The sequence below is a fragment of the Lentzea sp. NPDC055074 genome (assembly GCF_053608005.1).
The window spans coordinates 610,327-632,376 of the sequence record NZ_JBSGUQ010000001.1 but is presented as its reverse complement, the minus strand read 5'-3'; the positions used below and the strand labels follow the sequence as shown (position 1 = coordinate 632,376).

Here is a 22,050-nt window from a genome sequence, read left to right as displayed (position 1 = left end):
CGGGCTAAGACGCCCCGCCATCCGGGTCCATTCGTCAGGTTACGTATGTGAGAAAGTTTCACCACCCCCCTCGACGCCGCATCGGGTTTGTGCGTACGGTGAGCGCTCGGTAACCGTACCGGCCAGTAGGAACCCTAGCTGAATTCCTTTCTCCCCACCCCTGCCGGGTGAGGAAGTGAGCGCAGTGAACATGCTGACGGATCGAGAACGGGTGCTGTGCCTGAGCCCTTTCGGCACCCCCAACCCGGCCCTCGTGGTCGCGGCCGAACGAGCGGGCGGACTCGGCGTGCTCGACCTCGGGCCGAACGCCGCCGCCGACCTCGGCCGTGTCGCCAGGCGTCACCCGCGTGCCTTCGGCGTGCGGCTGCACGGACCGCTGACGGTGCCCCTGCCGGACGCCGTCGACACCGTCGTAGTGGATCTCGTTCGGTATGTCCCGAACCTCGCTGAGCTGGGTGAACGCGCCGTTCTGGCCGTGATCACCTCGGTGGCGGAGGCCGTTGCGGCGATCGAGTTCGGGGCCACCGGCTTGATCGCCAAGGGTGCCGAGTCAGGCGGCCGAGTGGGTGGTTCACCCGCGTTCGTGTTGCTCCAACAGGTGCTCGCGGTGACCGATCTGCCTGTCTGGGTGGCCGGATCCATCGGCCCTGACACGGCTGCCGCCGCCCTCGCGGGAGGCGCTCGCGGAGTGGTGCTGGAAGGCCAGCTCACACTCCTCGCTGAGGCCCGAAAACATATTTCCGGCGAAATTGTCAACGCGGTCCGGATGATGGACGGCGCCGACACCGTCGTGAACGACGGGTTACGCGTCCATGTTCGTCAAAACACGCTCGAAATTGGTCAAGAAGGTTCACTGGCTGATTTCTACCGTAACTCGTTCGGGACCGTCGGAGGTGTCGTCGGCGCGATAACGCGGGGCATTCGGGACAATCTCACCCTGGCGGGTGAGCACCGTCCGATCCGGTCCGGCGGGCCGTTCTGCGACCGCGTCCCCGGCCTGCGGTACCCGATCGCGCAGGGCCCCATGACCCGCGTCAGCGACCAGCCCGCGTTCGCCGCGGCCGTCGCCGAAGGGGGTGCGCTGCCGTTCCTCGCGCTCGCGTTGATGGAGGGTCCGGCGGTCCGCGAACTGCTGGACCACACCGCGGCGAAACTCGGCGAACGACCGTGGGGCGTGGGCCTGCTCGGCTTCGCCCCGCCGGAGCTGCGGGCGCGGCAGATGGAGGCCGTGCTGGCCGTCCGGCCGAGGTACGCGATCGTCGCCGGAGGCACCCCTGCGCAGGCTCGTGAGCTGGAGGACGCGGGCATCGAGGCGTTCCTGCACGTGCCCTCGCCCGCGTTGCTGCGGCGGTTCCTCGACGAGGGCGCGCGCAAGTTCGTCTTCGAGGGATCGGAGTGCGGCGGCCACACCGGTCCCCGGACCAGCTTCACGCTGTGGCAGCAGCAGATCGACGTGCTGCGCGGACGTGAGAAGGACGTCGTCGCGCTCTTCGCCGGCGGCATCCACGACGCCCGCTCGGCCGCGATGATCTCCGCCATGACCGCACCACTCGCGGCGCGGGGCGCGGCGATCGGCGTGCTCGTCGGCACGGCCTACCTGTTCACCGAGGAGGCCGTGACGCACGGCGCGATCCAGCCGGTGTTCCAGCAGGTCGCGCTGGAGTGCGAGGACACCGCGCTGCTGGAGACCTCGCCCGGCCACGCCGTCCGCTGCGCGCAGACGTCCTATGTGGACACGTTCGAGCAGGCGCGGGCCGAGCTCACCGGGCTGTCGAAGCAGGAGAGCTGGGAGCGGCTCGAACAGCTCAACCTGGGACGGCTCCGCCTCGCGAGCCGCGGTCTCGTCCGCGACGAGAGCGGTCTGGTGCCGGTCGGGGAGGACGAGCAGCGCCGCGAGGGCATGTTCATGATCGGCCAGGTCGCGACGCTGCGCTCCGACCGCACCACGATCGCCGCGCTGCACGAGGACATCGTGTCCGGGGTGCTGCCCGAGACAGGTGCCGACGCTGCCGTCGCCGAACCGCTCGACGTCGCCATCGTCGGCATGGCCGCGATCATGCCGGGCGCCCGCGACGTCGCCGAGTTCTGGGCGAACGTCCTGGCGGGCACCGACTCCATCACCGAGATCCCGCCCGACCGCTGGTCACCCGAGCGCTACGGCAGCCCGTTCACCCGAGGCGGTTTCCTGCCGCGCACGGCCTTCGACCCGCTGGCGTTCGGCATCCCGCCCGCTTCCCTGACCTCGATCGAACCCGCCCAGCTGCTGGCTCTCGAGGTGTCGGCGCGGGCACTGCGGGACGCCGGGTACGCGACGCGGGTGTTCGACCGCGAACGCACGTCGGTGATCTTCGGCGCCGAAGCCGGTGCCGACCTCGCGAACGCCTACACGGTCCGCACCGCGTTGCCCGCGCTGGGGATCAGCGATCTCGACGACCACCTGCCGAAGCTCACCGAGGACTCGTTCCCCGGCGTGCTCGGCAACGTGATCGCCGGCCGGATCGCGAACCGGCTCGACCTCGGCGGCGCGAACTACACCGTCGACGCGGCCTGCGCCTCCAGCCTCGCCGCGCTCGACGTGGCGTGCAAGGAGCTCGTCGGCGGTACCAGCGACATGGTCCTGTGCGGCGCGGTCGACCTGCACAACAGCGCCCACGACTACCAGATGTTCGCGTCGGTCAAGGCGTTGTCCGCCAAGGGGCGTTGTGCCACGTTCGACTCGGCGGCCGACGGAATCGCACTGGGCGAGGGCGTCGCGGCCGTGGTGCTGAAGCGCCTCGCCGACGCCGAACGGGACGGTGACCGGGTCTACGCGGTGATCAAGGGCATCGGTGCGTCGAGCGACGGCCGTTCGATGGGCCTGACCGCACCACGACCCGAGGGCCAGCAACGCGCCCTGCGCCGTGCCTACGCGTCGGCCGGACTGCCCGTCACCGACGTCGGCCTGGTCGAGGCGCACGGCACCGGGACCGTGGTGGGTGACCGGACCGAGCTCGCGTCGCTGACCGAGATGTTCTCCGGCGTCGAGCCCGGCACGTGCACGATCGGCTCGGTGAAGTCGCAGATCGGCCACACCAAGTGCGCCGCGGGCCTGGCGGGCGTGATCAAGGCCGCCCTGGCCGTGCACACCGGCGTGCGTCCCGGCACGTTGCACGTCAAGCAGCCCAACGCCTTCTGGGACGCCGCCACGAGCCCGTTCGCCTTCGGTCACCGCACCTGGGCCAGCTCACACCGCGTCGCGGGCGTGAGCGCGTTCGGCTTCGGCGGCACGAACTTCCACACCGTGATCGCGGGCTACAGCGGCGCCGACGAACCCCGCCACGGCCTGACCGCGTGGCCCGCCGAGCTGTTCCTGATCCGCGGTGACGACCACGCCGCCGCACAACGGGAAGCCTTGCGGCTCCGTGCGTTGGTCGATGCGCGCACACCGTTGCGTTCGCTGGCCGCGGCTTGCGGCACCGGCACGGTTCAGGCGGCTTTCGTGGTCAGCGACCACTCGGCTTTGTTCAAGGCGCTGGAGGACGTGGAGGCCTGGCGCTCGTCGGCCGTGGTGTCGCTGCGGACGGGGGAGCGGCCGCAGGTCGCGTTCCTGTACCCCGGCCAGGGCAGCCAGCGACCGGGCATGCTGCTCGACCTGGTCACGGCCTTCCCGCGACTGCAGGACTTCCTCGACTCCCGCTACGAACAGGTGATGTACCCGCCCGCCGCACTCACCGCGGACGACGTGGCGCGGCAACGCGCGGCGATCACCGACACCCGCAACGCCCAGCCGACCCTCGGCATCGCCGGGCTCATGGTGACGTCGTTGCTGGAATCCGTTGGCATACGGCCGGATCTGGCCGGTGGCCACAGCTACGGCGAACTGGTCGCCCTGTCGGCGGCGGGCGTCTTCGGTTCCTCCGACCTGCTGTCCTTGAGCGCGGCGCGGGCCGAGGCGATGCTGGAGGCGGTCGGCGAGGACCCCGGCACGATGGCCGCGGTGAGCGCGCCGGTCGCCTCGGTCGAAGCCTTGTTGCCGCCCGATGTCGTGGTGGCCAACCACAACGCGCCCGACCAGGTCGTGATCTCGGGCCCTACTTCGGCGGTGCACGGTGCCGTCGAGGTGCTTCGGGGAGCGGGTCTGACCGTGAAGAACATCCCGGTCGCCGCCGCGTTCCACAGCCCGCTGATGGCCGGAGCCCGCGACCGCTTCGCCGCCCGCCTGGCCGACGTCCCCCTCGGCTCGCCGCGGTTCCCGGTGTGGTCGAACGTGTCCGCCGAGCCGCATTCCGACGTGGCGTCAGGACTGTCCGCGCAGCTGGCGGGCCGGGTGCGGTTCGTGGACCAGATCGAGTCGATGTACGCGGCGGGCGCCCGGATCTTCGTCGAGGCCGGCCCCGGCGGCGTCCTGACGTCCCTGGTGGGCAAGACCCTGGGCGACCGCCCGCACCAGGCGCTGCGCTGCGACGACCACGTGACGTTCCTGCGCACGCTGGCAGCGCTGGCCGTCGCCGGTGTCGAGGTCGACACCGCACCGCTCTTCGAGGACAGGGCCGAACCCGCCACGGCGGTGCCGCCACGGCCGGGCTGGTACGTGGATGGAGGACTCGTGCGGGACGCGAACGGTGACGCTCTGCCCGGCGGGCTGAGGCCCGCGACGGAGTTCCCGACCCTGAGGGTGGGATCGGGGCTGGGGCGCGACGAGATCATCGAGAAGTTCCTGGACGGGATGCGGGACGCGGTGAGCGCGCAGCGCGACGTGCTGCTGAGCTACCTCGGCACGGAGCCCGCGTCGGTGCCTTCCCCGCGCACGGGCCCGGTGTCCCGGCAGGTGATCGACCAGCCGGTTGTCCCGGTGGCCGCGCCCGCCGCCGGGCAGCAGGAGGACGTCGCCTCGGTGGTGCTGCGGACGATCAGCGTTCGCACCGGTTATCCGGCGGAGATGCTCCAGCCCGGGCTGGACCTGGAAGCCGACCTGTCGATCGACTCGATCAAGCGGACCGAGATCGTCGGGGAGCTGGTGGCCGAGCTGGGCGCTGCCGGTTCGGTGGACGAACTCGCCCAGCTCAAGACCATCGAGGGCATCGTCGGGTGGTTCGCCGCCTCGGGCGGACCTCAGCACGTCGCCGTGTCGAACGTCGACAGTCCGCATGGTGACAAGCGGATTGTCAACAAGCCGATTGTCAACATTCTGACAATCGTGGTGCAGACGATCAGCACGCGCACGGGCTACCCGGTGGAGATGCTGCAGCCGGGGTTGGACCTGGAAGCGGACCTGTCGATCGACTCGATCAAGCGCGCCGAGATCGTGGGTGAGCTGGCCCAGGAGCTCGGTGCCGTGGGGTCGGTCGACGAGCTGGCGCAGCTGAAGACGATCGAGGGGATCGTCGGCTGGTTCGGCGAGACACCGGCCGTCACCACCGCCGCACCTGCCTCGGCGCTGCCTGCATCGGCGCTGCCTGCCTCGGCGCTGCCTGCTCCGGCGCTGCCGGCGGGCAAGTCCGGCAGGCTCGTCCGCCTCGTCCCCCAGGTCGTGGCGGCGGACCCCGCCGCCCCCACCGACCTCACCGGCAAGACCGTCCTGATCATCGACGACAACGGCATCGGCCTCGAGCTCGCCGACCTCCTGGAGCGCCACACCGCCCGTCCCCGCGTCGAGCCGTCGTTCCCGGCCGACCTCGAGGGCGTCGACGTCGTGGTCCGGCTGCACGCTCAGCTGCCCGAGGCGTTCAGCGAGGTCAAGGCCTGCGTGACCAACGGGATCGCCCTCGTCGTGGTCACCACGGGCGGGGGCACGTTCGGCTTCGACCACCAGCCCGACGAGCTGCCCGCCGACATCGGGCTGCACGGGCTGATCCGCACGGCCGCGCTCGAGTACCCGGACCTCGTGGTCCGCTCGGTCGACGTCAACCCCAAGGAGAGCCACCGCGACATCGCCACCGCGTTGCTCGCCGAGATCGGGCCCGGCCCGGCGGTCGTCGGGTACCACGCGGGCCGGCGGCAGGTCATCGAGGCGATCGAGGCCGAGCTCCCGCCCGCGGACCTCACCCTCGACGCCGACAGCGTGGTGCTGCTGACCGGTGGAGCACGTGGCATCACCGCACTCGCCGCACAGGAACTGGCCGACCGCACGGGGTGTCACATCGAGCTGATCGGCCGCACGCCGACAACCCCGGAGGACCACCGGCTGAGCCACGCGACCACCGAACCCGAGGTCGTGAAGGCGCTGTTCGAGATCGGCGAGACCACGGACGTCCCGGCGAAGGCGCGCAAGGTCCTCGCCGAGCGCGAGGTTCGCACCACGATGGAACGGTTGCGCGCCAAGGCGTCGAGTGTCCGGTACCACGAGTGCGACGTCACCGACGCCGAGGCCGTGGCCAGGGTCGTCGACGACATCAAGGCCCGGTTCGGCAGGCTCGACGGGGTCGTGCACGGCGCCGGGGTGCTGGACGACAAGCTGATCGAGGCCAAGACGCAGGAGTCGTTCGACCGGGTCTGGGCGACGAAGGTCAACGGGGCCAAGGCGTTCGGGGACGGGTTCCTGGTGTTGTTCGGCAGTGTCAGCGGAGTGTTCGGGAACCGCGGGCAGGCCGACTACTCGGCGGCCAACGACGCGCTCGACCGGATGGCGCGGTTCTGGGGTGCGCAGCGGCGGGTCGTCGCCGTGGACTGGGGCCCCTGGGCCGGGGCGGGCATGGCCGTCGGGCTCGCGAACGAGTACGCGCGGCGCGGGATCCCGCTGATCCAGCCGGAGCAGGGTGTCGAGGCGCTGCTCAACGAGATCGCGAACGGGCAGGACGCGCAGGTGGTCTACCGATGGGAGGCATAGCGATCGTCGGGATCGGCGCCGTCTTCCCCGGAGCACCGGACGCGGCGACGTTCTGGCGCAACATCGCGGGCGGCGTCGACGCCATCGGGCAGATCCCGCCCGGCCGCTGGGACCCGGCCACCTACTACGACCAGGACAGCAGGACCGGCGACCGGTTCTACTGCCGCCGGGGCGGGTTCGTCGACGACCTCGCGGAGTTCGACCCGACGCGGTTCGGCATCATGCCGTCCACCGTGGACGGGGCGGAGCCCGACCAGCTGCTCGCCCTCGCCACGGCCGCGGAGGCCATCGCCGACGCCGGTGGGGAAAGCGCGCTGCCGTCGCGAGACCGCGTCGGGGTCGTCGTCGGCCGGGGCGGGTACCTCACGCCCGGTTGTGCGCGGCTCGACCAGAAGGTCCGGCTCGCCGACGAGGTCGTCTCGGTGGTGAAGGACCTCTTCCCGAACCTCAGGGGCAACGAGCTCGACACGGTGCGCCAGGCCATCCGCGATCGGCTCGGACCGGAGCAGCCCGAGGCGTCGATCGGGCTGGTGCCGAACCTCGCGGCGTCGCGCATCGCGAACCGGTTCGACCTCAAGGGCACGGCCTACACCGTGGACGCGGCCTGCGCGTCCGGGCTGGTCGCCGTCGAGCACGCCGTCCGCGAGCTCCAGGAGGGCCGCGCGGACGCCATGCTCGCCGGCGCCGTCCACGTCTGCCACCACCCGACGTTGTGGAGCGTCTTCACCCAGCTCCGGGCGTTGAGCCCGACCGAGCGCATCCGGCCGTTCGACGCGAGTGCGGACGGCACGCTGCTGTCCGAGGGCGTCGGCATGGTCGTGCTGAAGCGGCTGGAGGACGTCGGCGACGAGCGGGTGTACGCGGTGATCCGCGGCATCGGCACCGCGAGCGACGGCCGCGCGACCAGCATGATGACGCCCAACCCCGAAGGCCAGCTCCTCGCCGTGCGACGGGCCTGGGCCAGCGCCGGGCTCGATCCCAGGGAGAAGGCGCCGGGGCTGATCGAGGCGCACGGCACCGCCACGCCCGCCGGTGACGCCGCCGAGCTGCAGACGATGATCACCGCGTTCGGCGAGCAGGGCGACGAGATCGGCATCGGCACGGTCAAGTCGATGATCGGCCACGCGATGCCCGCCGCCGGGATGGCCGGGCTGATCAAGGCCGCGCTCGCCCTGCACCACAACACGCTTCCGCCGACCCTGCACGTCGAGAACCCGCACAGCAGATTGGCCGGCACCCGGTTCACGCCCGTGACGACCGCTCGCGAGTGGACCGGACGGCACCGCGCGGTCGTCAACGCGTTCGGGTTCGGCGGGATCAACGCCCACGCGGTCCTCGACGGCCACACCATCGCCACGCCGCGCAAGCCGGTGATGACGTTCGCCGCCGACACGGCCGAGGAACTGGCGAAGGCGCTCGCCGAACGTCGCACCTCCACCGCGGACAGGGCGTTCCGGCTCGCCATCGGCACCCCGGACGAGCGCAAGCTCAAGCTCGCAGAACGCGTTCTGGCCCAGGGCAAGGCGTGGCCCGGCCGCCACGACATCTGGTTCAGCCCGCAGCCGCTGCTGAGCAGCACCGACCAGGTCGCGTTCGTGTTCCCCGGCTTCGAACGCGAGTTCACCGGCGACGTCGTCGACCACGCCGTCGGACTCCTGCAGGACGGCCGGAAGCAGGCCCGCGAGCTCATGGCGCTCGGCATCACCCCGGGTGCCCTCGCCGGGCACAGCATGGGCGAGTGGACCGCGATGGTCGTCGGCGGCATCTACCCGACGATCGACCAGTTCGTGTCCGCGCTCGGGCCCGGCGCGGTCGCGGTCGTCGACATCGCCTACGCCGCACTGGGGTGCTCGGCCGACACGGCCGAGCGGTACCTGGTCGACGGCGTCACGATCAGCCACGACAACTGCCCGCACCAGTCGGTGATCTGCGGCCCGATCGACCGCCTCGAAGCCGTCCTCACGACGCTCAAGGCGAACGGCGTGATGGCGCAGCTGATGCCGTTCCGCACCGGCTTCCACACCCCGGCGCTCGCCCCGTACCTGGGGCGCGCCAAGGAGATGCTCGACCAGCTGCCGGTCCGCACCTCGGACATCCCGGTGTGGTCGGCGAACTCCCTCGAACCGATGGCCGCCGACGACGTCCGCGAGCTCGTCCTGCGTCACCTGGTCGAGCCCGTCCGCTTCCGTCCCCTGCTGGAACGCCTGCACGGCGCGGGTTTCCGCGCGTTCGTCCAAATCGGACAGGGCAGCCTGCCGGGCTTCGTCGGTGACACGCTCGCCGCCCGACCGCACATCGCGGTGAACGCCGACATCGCGCCGGAGGCGTTGTGGGCCTTCGGGCTCAAGCGCGGCACGGCCCACAAGGTCAAGCTCCGGCTCGGCACACCGAAACTCAGGCTCGACCCGCTCGGCACCGAACCGGTGCTGGTCGCCGACGACAGCCCGATGTCCGCCGCCGTCAACAAACTCCTGGCCCACACCAACGCCGTCGCACGCGAGGTCGCCGGCGCCCTCCGGCCGAACGAGGCGGGCTTCACCCGCGAGTTCTCCCTGCGGACCATGCCGGAGCTCGTCGACCACTCGGTGTTCCCGCAGGCACCGGGCTGGCCCGACCTGGCCGACGGCTTCCCCATCGTGCCCGCGACCGGGCTGCTGGAGGTGTTCGCGGACGCCGCCCGCCGGCTCACCGGCGGGACCGTGCACGGGTTCGCGCAGGTCAAGGCCAAGCGCTGGCTCACCGCACTGCCCGCGACGACCGTCAAGATCTCCGCCCGCGCCGAAAGCCCGAACCGGGTCACGGTGAAGGTCGGCGACTACGCCGAGGGCGTCGTGCTGATGTCCCCGCAGACTCCCGACCCGGTCGGCGAGGTGCTCGAAGGCGTCAGAGAGGCACCGGTGACCGCCGCCGAGCTGTACCGGGACAACTGGATGTTCCACGGACCGGCGTTCGCGGGGGTCACGAAGATCGACTGCCTGGCGGACAACGGAATCGCGGGCGTGCTGACGCCGTTGCCCGCGCCCGGAGCGCTGCTCGACAGCGCCGGGCAGCTGATCGGCCACTGGATGCAGGTCTGTCGCACCGAGGACCAGACGGTGCTGCCGACCGGGATCGAGCGGGTGACCTTCCACGGACCGGCGCCGACGGGCGACGTCCGGTGCACCGCGTGGATCCGCGAGGTCACCGGCCAGGTGATGGTCGCGGACGCCGAGCTGACCGTGAACGGTGTGCTGTGGTGCCGGATCACCGGCTGGACCACCCGCCGCTTCACGACGGACGACCGCATCTGGCAGGTCAAGCTCAAGCCAGGTACCGAGATCCTCTCCACGCAGGACGGTGAGTGGCTGCGGGTGAGCGAGAACTGGTCCGACAGCGCGACCCGCGACCTGATCATGCGCCGGTACCTGAACTCCGCCGAGCGCCACCACTACGGCGACCTGGACGTGCCCGCCCAGCGCGACCGGCTGCTGCGCGTGATCGCGGTGAAGGACGCCGTGCGCACGTGGCTGTGGGCGCGCGGGGCCGGTCCGGTCTACCCGGCGGAGCTGACCGTGACCGCCGACGGACGGGTGCGCGGGGCCTTCGCCGTCCCGCGCGTCGAAGTGACGAGTGAACCAGGGCGAGCCGCGGCCCGCGTGCGAACGGAGATCTGATGGACGAGGTGCTGCAGCAGGTCGCCAAGCTGATCACGGAGGTGGTCGGGCCGGACTTCCTGCTGGGCGTGGAGATCACCCGCGACACCACGTTCAGCGACGACCTGGGCCTGGAGTCGATCGAGTTCGTGGCGCTCGCGGACAAGCTCAACGCCCACTACGGCGTCGACCTCGTCGCGTTCCTCGCGGACATGGACATCGACGAGATCATGGCGATGTCCGTCGGCCGGCTCGTCGACCACATCACGGCTCGTGTCTGACGTCCAGGCCCGAGGGCTGCGCTTCCACGTGCAGCGGCTGGGCCCCACCGGCGCGCCGACCGTGGTGTTCGTGCACGGCCTGGTCATGGACAACCTGTCGAGCTTCTACTACACGCTCGCCGCGCCGCTGGCGAAGGCCGGGTTCGGCACGGTGCTGTTCGACCTGCGCGGGCACGGCCTGTCCGAGCGGCCTCCCGACGGCTACACGCCGGAGGAGAGCGCCGAGGACCTGGTCGCCGTGCTGGACGGGATCGGTGTCACCGAACCGGTCTTCCTGCTGGGCAACAGCTACGGCGGTGTCGTCGCCATGCACGCGGCCGTCCGGGCGCCCGAACGCGTCGGCGGTGTCGTGCTGGTCGAGTCGGCGGTCGGGGGAGTGGTCGGCGACGCGTGGTTCGAGGACATCACGAACACGCTGACGGTCGCCGCCCTGGGACTGGAGTTCGACCGGACGCAGGACCAGCTGATGGCACTGGGCCAGCGCAAGATCGCGAAGCTCGCCGTCAACGCGAACGCGCTGCTCAACGGCACGACGCTGATCGACGACCTCGGCTCCGGCGCGAAGCTCGACCTCACCCAGGTCCGGTGCCCGGTGCTGGGCGTCTACGGCGCCGAGTCCGAGCTGATCGGGGCCGCCGCCGAACTGCGCGAGCGCATCCCGTCGTGCCGCCTGCACGTGGTCTCCGGGCTGGGGCACACGGTGCTGCGCGAGGCCACCACCGAACTGCTCGACGTGCTGCTCGACTGGCTGCCGTCATGAGCCGGTTCCTGTTCGTGGTGCCGCCGCTGACCGGCCACGTCAACCCGACCGCCTCCGTGGGCGGCGAGCTGCTGGCGCGCGGGCACGACGTCGCGTGGGTCGGGCATCCCGGCACGCTCGCGCCGTTGCTGCCCGACGGCGCACGCGTCTTCCCCGCGATCGACGACGACCTGGAAGCCGGCATCCGCGCGCAACGGGAGCGCTGGCTCGCGTTGCGGGGGATGGCGGTGCTCAAGTTCTTCTGGGAGGAGTTCCTGATCCCGCTGGGGCACTCGATGGTGCCGGGGGTGACGGACGCCGTGGCCCGGTTCGGCCCGGACGTGGTCGTCGCCGACCAGCAGGCGCTGGCGGGACCGCTGGTGGCGCGCGAGGCCGGACTGCCGTGGGTGACGTCGGCGAGCACCTCCGCGGAGCTGGTCAATCCACTGAGGACGATGCCGAAGGTCGACGCCTGGGTGCGGGACCTGCTGCACGACTTCGCCGGTGGCGACATCAGGTTCTCCGACCGGCTGGTGCTGGTGTACAGCTCGGCGGCGCTGGTGCGGGAGGAGTTCGGGGACGAGGTGGTCTTCGTGGGACCGGCGCTCGCCCACCGGGTCGAGCGCGTCGGGTTCCCGTGGGAATGGCTGGTGAGGGGAGCCCGCACACCGGAGCGGTGCGTCCTCGTCTCCCTCGGCACCCTCAACGGCCCCGCCGGCGAACGTTTCCTCGGCCAGGCTCTGGAAGCGGTCACCGGTCTACCGGTCCGCGTGGTCATGGTCGCCGAACCACGGCCCGCACCTCCCAACGTCCTGATGCTCCCCTCCGTCCCGCAGCTCGCTCTCATGCCGCACCTGGACGCCGTCGTCACGCACGGCGGCCACAACACGGTCTGCGAGGCGCTGGCACACGGGTTGCCGCTGGTGGTGGCCCCGATCCGGGACGACCAGCCGACCGTCGCCGCCCAGGTCGTCGAGGCCGGGGCGGGCGTCCGGCTGACCTACTCACGAGCACGGGCGGCAGACATCCGAAGCGCACTGGAATCGGTCCTGGACGAGCCGGAGTACGCGGCCGCCGCCGACAGGGTGCGCGAATCGTTCCTGGCGGCAGGCGGCGCGGCAGCCGCGGCCGACCGACTGGAGAAGGTGGTGGCCGGGTGATTCTCACCGTCGTGGTGGTGTTGGTCGTCCTCTTGGACGTGCTGCGCCTGCGGTCCCGCGCGTCCAAGCTGCGAGTGCTCGCGCCGGGCGCGGGCGAGCACTCGCTTCTCACCGCCACCGGAGTACGTCCGGAGGGCTCGTGGGAGACCGAGGACGATCTCGTCGACCTGGTGCCGCGCGACCTGCCCGCGGTGGCGGCGCTGGACCTGCTCGGCGCCGTCGACCCCGGTAGGTACCGCGACGACCAGTGGGCGCGCGGGATCAGCGCCTCGCAGGCCGTGCTGGTGCGGGAGAAGTACCGCGAGGACGTGAGCCCCGACGACCCGACCGAGTTCATCGCGTACGTGCGGAGGGTCAAGGACCACGTGCACGCGAAGGTCGACATCGCGGTCGCGCCGGGGCTCGAGGCCGGGCCGTACGACCTCGGGTACCGCGCGGCGACCCTCAGGTCTCTGGGCAAGCGGCCCTCGCTGTGGATCGCGGGCTCGGTCATCGGGTACGCGACGGTCGCCGCGGCCCTGATCACGAACTGGCAGTGGGGTCTCGTCGCGCTGGCCGCCTACTGGGCGCATCCGATCCTCGTGTTCGCCGGCACGCCGCTCAAGCCGCGGGACCTGTGGGTGCCGCGCGTCGTGAGGACGCCGTACCTGTGGTTCAAGACCTCCGGTGGCAAGAAGTCCACGGCCGAGCTCCGTCAGGCCGCACAGCTCGAGCAGGCCGGACCCTGGTACGAGCAGAACCGCGACCGGAACTTCCACGAGGCACCGCGCGACAACTGCCCGTCGTGCGGCAGCACGGACCTGCGCCGCTGGGTCACCGCGTCGGACCTGGTGCAGCGCAAGCCCGGCACGTTCACGATGGACCGGTGTGTCCGATGTGGACACGTCTGGCAGAACCCGCGGCTGACCGAGGAAGGACTCGGCTTCTACTACCGCGACTTCTACGACGGCCTCGGCGAGGCGTCGGCGGAGGCGGTGTTCTCCGGCAAGACCGACCCGTACTACGGCCGCGCGCGCATGGTCGAGCCGTTCACGAAACCCGGACGCTGGCTGGACGTCGGCTCCGGACATGCGCACTTCTGCCTGGGAGCCAAGGAGGTGCTGCCGCAGACGAGGTTCGACGGCCTCGACCAGGGCGCGGCCATCGAGGAGGCCGCCAGGCTCGGCCGGATCGAGAACGCCTACCGCGGCAGCTTCAAGGACTTCGCGGGCGAGCTCAAGGGCCAGTACGACGTGATCAGCATGCACCACTACCTGGAGCACGTGCGCGATCCGTGGGAGGAGCTCGACATCGCCGCGGACGTGCTGCCCGAAGGCGGTTACCTGCTGATCGAGCTGCCGGACCCGGAATGGCGGCTGGGCAGGCTGTTCGGCCAGTACTGGATGCCGTGGTTCCAGCCGCAGCACCAGCACATGATGCCGATCGGCAACCTCGAACACGCGCTGGCCGACCGCGGACTGACCACCGTGGCCACCGAACGCAAGGAAGCTCATCTCTGCAACGACTTCACGCTGGCGTTGCTGCTGTGGCTCGGTGACAAGGCACCCCGCACGCCCGCCCCGTGGCGTCCGGGGAAGGTGCGGCTGCGCCGCACCCGCAGCTTCCTGGTGTGGTCGCTGGGCATCCCGGCGTTCTTCGTCGCGCTGGCCCTGGACCAGACCGTGAACCGCTTCCTCGCCGCCCGCACGGGCAACGGCAACGCCTACCGGCTGCTGGCGCGCAAGTCATGACCGTCGACATCGCGGACCGGCCCGAGCTCGCACCCGAGCTCAGGCTGGTGCCGCACGCGTTCCGGCGCACGTTCGGCAGGCCGGCGCAGGGCGTCTGGTACGCGCCGGGAGTGCTGAACCTGCTGGGCGGCGCCGTCCGGGTGCCCGCCAGGTGGGGCGCGATCGTCGCGGGGGACCTGCGCGACGACGGCGTGCTGGAGCTCGTGTCGGTGAACCGCCCCGCCGAACGCGCCGTGCTGCCGTCGGACGACGTGCCGGCCTGGGCACGAGGTGTGCGGGCGAGGGGCGGCGCCACGCTGATGTGCAGCGTGGACCTGCCGCACGGCAGTGGGCTGTCCGCGAGCGAAGCGCTCGACGCGGCCGTCGCACTCGCGCTCGGTGAGAGCGCCGGGCCCGGCCCCGGAACGCTCGACCTGCCCGGCCAGCGGCTGCTCGTGGTCGACACCCGGATCCGGCGCGAGGAACCGCAGGAGGAACGGCCGTACGAGCAGGACTTCGACGACCTCGGGGCCGCGCTGACCGCGTACCACCGCGCCCAGGACCCGGACCCCGAGCAGGACGCGGTCGTCCAGGCCGCGCTGGAGGCCGGCGCACGCGGCGCCGCCATGCTGGTGGACCCGCCGGGCAGGCCCGCCGTCGCACTCGTCGACGCGGACCTGGTCCCGGCGGTGAAGAAGGCGATCACGAAGGCGGTGGAGATCCCTCCCCGCTACCTCACGATCAGTCCCGGTCCCTTCAAGGCAACGGCTTTACGGTGAACTCGGCCCGGCGCAGGTCCTTCGAACTCGGACCCACGAGCAGGACGAACTCGCCGGGCTCCACCACGCGCAGCCCCGCCGCGTCGACGATCGTGCAGTCCGAGACGGGAAGCTCCAGGTCGACCTTCACGGTCTCGCCGGGCTCCACGTCGACCTGCCGGAACGTCTTGAGCTCCTTGTCCGCCCAGCTGACCGACGTCACGGCGTCGCTCACGTAGACCTGCACGGTCTCGCGGGAGGGCCGCGACCCCGTGTTGGTCAGCGTGATCGAGGCCTTGACCGTCTCGTCCGGGCGCAGCACCGCCGTCTCGACGTGCAGGTCGCCGTACTCGACCGTCGTGTACGACAGGCCCTCGCCGAACACGAACGCCGGTTCCTGCGTCAGGTCGGCGTAGCGCGTGCCGTGCTGGCCGCGGATCTGGTTGTAGTAGGTCGGCTGCTGGCCCGCGTGCGCCGCGAACGAGATCGGCAGGCGGCCGCTCGGCTCGACGAGCCCGTGCAGCACCTCGGCGATCGCGCGGCCACCCTGCATGCCGGGGTTCGCGGCCCACAGCAGCGCGGCGGCGTTGCGCGCGGACGCGGGCAGCACCAGCGGCTTCGACGCGAGCAGCACCACGACCAGCGGCTTGCCGGTCGCGGCCAGCGCGTCGAGCAGGGCGATCTGGCCGCCGATCAGGTCGAGCGTGGCGGTGGAACGGCCCTCGCCGACCAGTTCGATCAGGTCACCGACGACCGCGACGACGTAGTCCGCGTCCTCGGCGGCCGCGACGGCCTCGGCGATCAGGGTCGCGTCCGGCTCGCAGGGCCGCACGACCGGCGGGCGCGGCTGGCCGTCGGGGAACGTGTCGCCCTCGGGGTCCGGCTCCAGCGTGAGGATGTCGGCGCCGCGGGCGTACGTGACCTCCTGCGAGGACAGCTCGCGCAGTCCGTCGAGAACGGTCGTGATCATCTCGCGCGGGTGGCCGTTGGGCAGCCAGTCGGCCTGGCCGGACGACCCGGCCCAGTCACCGAGCTGGGTCTGGGCGTCGTCGGCGAGCGGCCCGACGACCGCGATCCTGCCCTTGGACTGCGCGAACGGCAGCACGCCGTCGTTGCGCAGCAGCACCAGCGACCGGCGCGCGACCTGCAGGTTCAGCGCCACGTGGTCGTCGTGGTTGATCATCGTGCGCTGGCGTTCGGCGTCGGGCCTGCGGGGGTTCTCGAAGAGCCCGAGGTCGAACTTCAGCGTCAGGATGCGGGTGACCGCGCGGTCGAGGTCGGACTCCGCCAGCAGGCCTTCCTCGACGGCCTGCAACGCGCCGTCGAAGAACTGCGGGGTGGTCATGATCATGTCGTTGCCGGCCTTCACGGCGGCCGCGGCGGCGTGCATGTGGTCGGGCTGCAGCTTCTGCTCCCAGACCATGCGCCCGACGTTGTCCCAGTCGGTGATGAGCGTGCCCTTGTAGCCCCACTCACCGCGCAGCACCTCGTCGAGCAGCCACGAGTTGACCGTGATCGGCACGCCGTCGGTCGACTGGTAGCCGAGCATGAACGTCGCGCAACCCTCGCGGGCGACCCGCTCGAACGGCGGCAGGAACCACGAGCGCAGCTTGCGCCGCGACAGGTCCGCCTCGCTCGCGTCGCGCCCGCCCTGGGTCTCCGAGTACCCGGCGAAGTGCTTCGCGGTCGCGAGGATCGCCGTCTCGTCGGCCAGGCCGTCGCCCTGGTAGCCGCGGACCATGGCGGCCGCGAGCTCCCCGATCAGCACCGGGTCCTCGCCGAACGTCTCGTCGACGCGGCCCCAGCGCAGGTCCCGCGAGATGCACAGGACCGGTGAGAACGTCCAGTGCACGCCGGTCGCGGCGGCCTCGACGGCGGTGACGCGGGCGACCTGCTCGACGAGCTCCGGGTCCCAGCTCGCGGCCATGCCGAGCTGCGTCGGGAAGATCGTGGCGCCCTCGTAGAACGAGTGGCCGTGGATGCAGTCCTCGGCGATCAGCAACGGGACGCGCAGACGCGTCTGCGTGGTGAGGTCCTGCGCGCGCAGCACGCGTTCCGGCGAGGTGTGCAGGATCGACCCGACGTGCTTGCGCAGCACGTGGTCGTCCAGGTCCTCCCTCGAGTCCAGCTGCATCATCTGGCCGACCTTCTCGGCCAGCGTCATGCGGCCCAGCAGGTCGGCTACCCGCTCGTGCGTGGGCAGCGTGGCGTCGAGGTAGGGCACGTCGTCGCGATCCATGTGGTCTCCGAGAGGGCTCGTGCGGCGGCAGCGTCTATGGGAGCGCTCTCACAGTAGATACCTGAAACCGGTTCCGCGCGGAACCGGTTTCAGGATTTCCGGTACAAACGAATCGTTCGAGTAACCCGAACGCGACGAACCGGCTACTCGGGAGAGCAGCCGGTACCGGTGTGTGTCATGAAGGTTACGCGGCGCTCGTGCGCCTGGCGTCGAACTACTTCGCCGCTTTCGTCCCAGCGGGTGAGATGGCGAACCACTTGTCGTCCACGCCGTGCCCGGTCGTGTGGCCGGATCCCTCGTCGTCGACGTAGCGGTAGACGGGCTTGCCGGCGATCGTCACCTGCTCCAGGCCGTCCGGGCGCTTCGTCGTGCCGAGCAGCGCCTGGTCGAGCCCCGGCGCCTCGATCCTGCCGCCCGCGGCCAGCAGCGGCGGCCACACGAGCGTGCACTCCGGTTCGAGGCAGGTCGGCTTCGACGGGCCGTCGGCGGTGGTGAAGTAGAGGGTGTTGTGCTCGCGGTCGGCCACGACGGGACCGACCGCGGGCGACTCCTCGACCTGCAGCTTCGCGATGTCTCCGGGAAGCACCTGCGTAGGCCCCGCGACCGGACCGGCAGCGGCCTCCAGTTCGTCCAGCGTGGCGGTCTCCTCTTCCGGCGGCGCGGAACAGGCACCCAGGCACACGAGCAGCGCGAGAACGGCGAATCGACTCACAAGGGGGATTACGGACAGCGGTACCCGACCGGTTCAGCGGACGCGGGCCCGCATGATGGTGGCCGCCTGCTGGTAGTCCTCGTACGAGCTGTCCAGCGTGACCGCCATCAGCCGGCCCTTCAGCTCGACCTGGTAGTCGCTCGACTCCGTCACGGGCACCCGGAACGCCGTCACGACCACGCCCTCGCGGCGGATCTCCTCGACCTCGTCCCACGTCACGACCTGCGGCACCGTCCAGCCGCGCACCACGACGAACCCGCCGTCGAACAGGTACAGGGCACCGCCGCGGCGGCGTTGCAGCAGCAGCCAGGCGACCCAGATCGGCAGCGCCACGACGATGACCGGAGCCGCGCTGAGCATCAGCAGCAGGAGGACCACGCCGGTCGCGCTGACCACGCCGAGCACGGTGAGGGCCGTGATGCGGCGGGGAAACCGGTGGTCGCACGGCCCGAGGCCGCGTTCGGCCGCGAGCTGTTCGAGCGCCGCCGGGATTTCGACCATTCCGGCACCGTACGAGCGCGGCCGCGGGCGTGTGGCCCCTTTCGGTCCCGAACACCCTTACGGGCGAGTGATGGCCGCCAGCACCAGCTCACGGATCTCCGCGGCGATCTCGTCGACCGCGAGCGGCGGCCGGTGCGCCTGCCACTCGCGCAGCAGCCCCGTGATGGCCCCCACGAGCGCGATGGCGGTGAGCCGGTAGGACCGCTGCGGCGCCACCCCCGCCTTCGCCGCCCGCAGCGCCTCCGACTCGATGAACTCCGCCCAGGTGCTCACCCAGCGCACGTGCTGCTGCTCGATCTCGGCGTTCACGCCGACGGCCTCGACGTAGTTGAGGCGCGGCGCACGGGGATCGGCCGTCACGCTGCTCACGAAGACGTCCAGCAGCGTCGTGACGCGGACGGTCAGGTCCTCGGTCTCCAGCTCGTCAAGCGCCGCGCGGACCCGTGCGAACGCCGTGGCGTTGATCAGGTCGTGCAGGTCGCGGAGCAGGGCCTCCTTCGAGGCGAACTCCTCGTAGAAGTTGCGCGTGGAGACGCCCGCCTCGGTGCACACCTCGGTGATCTTCGTCGTGGCGAAGCCGGTGGTCGTGAAGAGCTGGAGGCCCGCCTGCAGCAGCTTCGCCCGGCGCTCGGCCCTGCGCTGCTCGGGCGAGATGCCGCCGTAGGCACGGGCCACCGGGGTGCTCCGATCTGGTAACTGGGCTTGTCAGATTACGGCGACGCAACCCTGGGCGCACCCCAGGCGTCTAGTGGTGTGGCTCAGAACGTTGCCGGTGTAGTCGTGGTCAGACGGATGTGTCGTGGTGCCGCCCCCACGTCCTCGTACTGGTTGTACGGGGGCGTGGGGGCGGTGCCGCGACGGATCCTGCTGGGTGCGGGTACGCCGCCCGCGTTCTGAGTCACACCACTAGACCTTTGCGTGAGGGCTCAGCTGCCCGTAGCGCTGGGGATCAGGGCGGGGCAACCTCCGGTGAGGTAGCCGGAGTTGTACTCGAAATGCCACTGCTCGTTTTCGTAACGGCGGCACCAGCCGAGGGTGCTGCCGTTTTTCTCGACCCATTTCGCTGATTCGATCGGCTGAACGTCGATCGCGAATCCGATCACGTGCATCGAACGGTCCGGCGGATTCAGCACGTACTTCGACGCGAGTTCTTCGGTCCCGAACTTCTCGACCGCCTCGTCGAACTCCGCCTGCTGTTGCTGGCGGCTGCGCTTGCCATCGTTCAGGCAGAGCTTCACGCCCTGCTCAGAGGCCTTGGTCCGCAGGGTCAGCCACGCCTTGAGCACCTCGGGACGCAGGCCCCTCGGGTCCTCGTCGAAGTACCGCGCGTCGATCGGGCAGTTCGGCCCGTCCGGTGGCCCGGGCACTTCCTCGACAATCGCGAGTGACTTTCCGGGATGGCGGTCGAACACGAGCGTCAATCTGCCCAGGTAACCCAGCGCGCCGCCGGTGGAAACCACGAGTGTGACGATCAGGAGCACGCCGAACACGACGCGTCTGGAGGTCTTGGACATGATTCGAATAATACGTCGGCGCGCAACCTCGTCTGTCAGCAACCCGTAACAGTCCGTCGGCGGCTCTGCATCGGCGAACGTGGCGGTCGACACATCCGTTCGGCCCAATGTTGCTTTAGTTGCGCCGATCAAATGTGATCGGTGAACAGTTCCTGGCCCCTTTCGCTGCCGTGATTCGTGGTGGCAACATCTGCGTCGGCCGAGAACCGGCCCGTTTTTGTGAGGTCTCAGGAGGACCGCTTTCATGTCCGGCCGCATTTTCGCGTTCGTTGCTCTGTTCGTGTCGCTCTTCGCTTTCGCCGGCACCGCTCAGGCCGCCCCGGCCGCGCAGCGGGGCACGGCGCTCGTGCTCACCGCGCAGTACTCGGAGTTCGACGGCGGCGCCTTCAAGGCAACCGTTCTGACCTGCGAACGAGGTGACCGGCACCCGCGCAGGGCCCTCGCCTGCGCGACGCTCGCCTCCGCGGGTACCGACCTGCGGACGATGCAGGCGGACGACCGGGCGTGCACGTTCCACTACGCCCCCGTCGAGGTCGCGATGTTCGGTTTCTGGCGCGGTGAGCCCGTCAACGAGGTGCACACCTACCCGAACTCGTGCGTCATGCTGGCGCACACCGGTGCCCTCTTCGATTTCTAGGAATCGATCACGGCATCGCAAGGAAAATGTGGAGCGGGGCGCGGCAGGGGCGCTCCGCTCCACATTTTCTCGTACGTGAGATCGCGCTCGGCCGAATGGCGGGCGAGCCGCTCCGTATGCGAGGGTTGGATCATGGCCGCCGCCCCGCGCTTCCCGCTGCTCCACTGGACGACCATCATCCCCGTGCTCGGCATGGTCCTGCTCGGACTGACCTGGGGACGTGACCTCGGGGGCGTGCTCGTGGCGCTCGTCGCCGTCGTGCTCGCCGCGACCGTGCTCGCCGCCGTGCACCACGCCGAGGTCGTCGCGTTGAGGGTGGGGGAGCCCTACGGGTCGCTGGTCCTCGCGGTCGCGGTGACGATCATCGAGGTGGCGCTGATCGTCACGCTGATGGTGTCGGGCGGCCCGGAAGCCTCGTCGCTGGCGCGCGACACGGTGTTCGCCGCGGTCATGATCACCACGAACGGCATCATCGGCATCGCGCTGCTGCTCGGGGCCATCAAGCACCACACGATCCTGTTCAACGCGGAGGGCAGCGGCGGCGCGCTCGCCACGGTCATGACGCTCGCGACGCTGACGTTGGTGCTGCCGACGTTCACCACGACGACGCCCGGCCCGGAGTTCTCCGGCCCGCAGCTCGCGTTCGCCGCGTTCGCGTCCCTCGGCCTGTACGCGTTGTTCGTCTTCACCCAGACCGTCCGGCACCGCGACTTCTTCCTGCCCGTCGACGAGGACGGCGTGATCGAGGCCGACGAACACGCGGAGGCGCCGTCCGGCAAGGCCGCGCTGACCTCGCTCGGCTTCCTGCTCGTCGCACTGGTCGCGGTGGTCGGCCTCGCGAAGATCGAGTCGCCGGCGATCGAGGCGGGTGTGCGCGCCGCCGGGTTCCCGCAGTCGTTCGTCGGTGTCGTCATCGCCCTGCTGGTGCTGCTGCCCGAGACGATCGCCGCCGCCCGCGCCGCGTTGCGCGACAGGATCCAGACCAGCATCAACCTCGGCTACGGCTCCGCGATCGCGAGCATCGGCCTCACCATCCCGACGATCGCGCTGGCGACGATCTGGCTGGACGGGCCGCTGATGCTCGGCCTCGGGTCGACGCAGATGATCCTGCTGCTGCTGACGGTGCTGGTCAGCGTTCTGACCGTCGTGCCGGGCCGCGCGACGCGCCTGCAGGGTGGCGTCCACCTGGTTCTGCTGGCGGCGTTCCTGTTCCTGGCTGTGAACCCCTAGCGCCGCGGCGCGAAATTCGGCGAGCCAGTTCACGCTCAGCAGGGCGGCTCGCGCCACCGCCCCCACGCGTTCCAGTACGAGGACGTGGGGGCGGCACCACGATCCACCCGTCCGACCGCGAACCGACCAGGCA

The 22,050-nt window shown here is 70.7% G+C and carries 14 protein-coding genes; 9 read left to right on the top strand and 5 right to left on the bottom strand.

Annotation, left to right across the window (positions count from 1 at the left end):
- Positions 1 to 175 precede the first annotated feature (175 nt).
- From ACWF7A_RS02945 to ACWF7A_RS02915, 7 genes are read left to right on the top strand one after another with little or no spacing between them, the layout of a single operon-like run.
- Positions 176 to 6,805 carry an SDR family oxidoreductase gene (locus ACWF7A_RS02945; protein ID WP_452248697.1) on the top strand — a complete coding sequence of 2,210 codons (6,630 nt, stop codon included), beginning with the start codon at positions 176 to 178 and terminating at the stop codon, positions 6,803 to 6,805.
- Positions 6,793 to 10,458 carry a beta-ketoacyl synthase N-terminal-like domain-containing protein gene (locus ACWF7A_RS02940; RefSeq protein ID WP_452248696.1) on the top strand — a complete coding sequence of 1,222 codons (3,666 nt, stop codon included), beginning with the start codon at positions 6,793 to 6,795 and terminating at the stop codon, positions 10,456 to 10,458. The genes ACWF7A_RS02945 and ACWF7A_RS02940 overlap by 13 nt, the downstream gene beginning before the upstream one ends.
- Positions 10,458 to 10,718 (top strand): acyl carrier protein, encoded by a 261-nt coding sequence (locus ACWF7A_RS02935; protein ID WP_036014077.1) that lies wholly within the window; start codon positions 10,458 to 10,460, stop codon positions 10,716 to 10,718. Before ACWF7A_RS02940 ends, ACWF7A_RS02935 begins: the two co-directional genes overlap by 1 nt.
- Positions 10,711 to 11,478, top strand: coding sequence for an alpha/beta fold hydrolase (locus ACWF7A_RS02930; RefSeq protein WP_452248695.1), 768 nt, complete (start codon positions 10,711 to 10,713; stop codon positions 11,476 to 11,478). The genes ACWF7A_RS02935 and ACWF7A_RS02930 overlap by 8 nt, the downstream gene beginning before the upstream one ends.
- Complete coding sequence (locus ACWF7A_RS02925; RefSeq protein ID WP_452248694.1) at positions 11,475 to 12,617, top strand: glycosyltransferase; 1,143 nt, start codon at positions 11,475 to 11,477, stop codon at positions 12,615 to 12,617. Before ACWF7A_RS02930 ends, ACWF7A_RS02925 begins: the two co-directional genes overlap by 4 nt.
- Entirely contained in the window at positions 12,614 to 14,347 is a 1,734-nt protein-coding gene (locus tag ACWF7A_RS02920) for a class I SAM-dependent methyltransferase (protein WP_452248693.1), read from the top strand. Before ACWF7A_RS02925 ends, ACWF7A_RS02920 begins: the two co-directional genes overlap by 4 nt.
- A complete protein-coding gene (locus ACWF7A_RS02915) occupies positions 14,344 to 15,105 on the top strand; it encodes a hypothetical protein (protein WP_452248692.1) in 762 nt (253 codons plus the stop codon). The genes ACWF7A_RS02920 and ACWF7A_RS02915 overlap by 4 nt, the downstream gene beginning before the upstream one ends.
- Here the strand turns inward: ACWF7A_RS02915 and ACWF7A_RS02910 are convergent.
- The 5 genes from ACWF7A_RS02910 to ACWF7A_RS02890 all read right to left on the bottom strand — a co-directional run bounded on the left by ACWF7A_RS02910 (position 15,083) and on the right by ACWF7A_RS02890 (position 20,050).
- Positions 15,083 to 17,323, bottom strand: a complete 2,241-nt coding sequence (locus ACWF7A_RS02910; RefSeq protein WP_452248691.1) for an exo-beta-d-1,3/1,6-glucosidase — start codon at positions 17,321 to 17,323, stop codon at positions 15,083 to 15,085. The genes ACWF7A_RS02915 and ACWF7A_RS02910 overlap by 23 nt on opposite strands.
- A gap of 214 nt (positions 17,324 to 17,537) precedes the next feature.
- A complete protein-coding gene (locus ACWF7A_RS02905) occupies positions 17,538 to 18,035 on the bottom strand; it encodes a COG4315 family predicted lipoprotein (RefSeq protein WP_452248690.1) in 498 nt (165 codons plus the stop codon).
- A gap of 33 nt (positions 18,036 to 18,068) precedes the next feature.
- On the bottom strand, positions 18,069 to 18,536 hold the full coding sequence (locus tag ACWF7A_RS02900; protein WP_452248689.1) for a hypothetical protein: 468 nt from the start codon (positions 18,534 to 18,536) through the stop codon (positions 18,069 to 18,071).
- Between the two features lie 57 nt (positions 18,537 to 18,593).
- Entirely contained in the window at positions 18,594 to 19,211 is a 618-nt protein-coding gene (locus tag ACWF7A_RS02895; RefSeq protein WP_452248688.1) for a TetR/AcrR family transcriptional regulator, read from the bottom strand.
- 251 nt (positions 19,212 to 19,462) lie between these two features.
- Positions 19,463 to 20,050 carry a D-alanyl-D-alanine carboxypeptidase family protein gene (locus tag ACWF7A_RS02890; protein WP_452248687.1) on the bottom strand — a complete coding sequence of 196 codons (588 nt, stop codon included), beginning with the start codon at positions 20,048 to 20,050 and terminating at the stop codon, positions 19,463 to 19,465.
- 244 nt (positions 20,051 to 20,294) lie between these two features.
- On the opposite strand from ACWF7A_RS02890, the gene ACWF7A_RS02885 reads away from it, so the two are divergent.
- Together ACWF7A_RS02885 and ACWF7A_RS02880 are read left to right on the top strand one after the other, a co-directional pair.
- Complete coding sequence (locus ACWF7A_RS02885; RefSeq protein WP_452248686.1) at positions 20,295 to 20,687, top strand: SSI family serine proteinase inhibitor; 393 nt, start codon at positions 20,295 to 20,297, stop codon at positions 20,685 to 20,687.
- A 132-nt stretch (positions 20,688 to 20,819) separates the two neighbouring features.
- Complete coding sequence (locus ACWF7A_RS02880) at positions 20,820 to 21,917, top strand: calcium:proton antiporter (RefSeq protein ID WP_452248685.1); 1,098 nt, start codon at positions 20,820 to 20,822, stop codon at positions 21,915 to 21,917.
- The last annotated feature ends 133 nt before the right edge of the window (positions 21,918 to 22,050 follow it).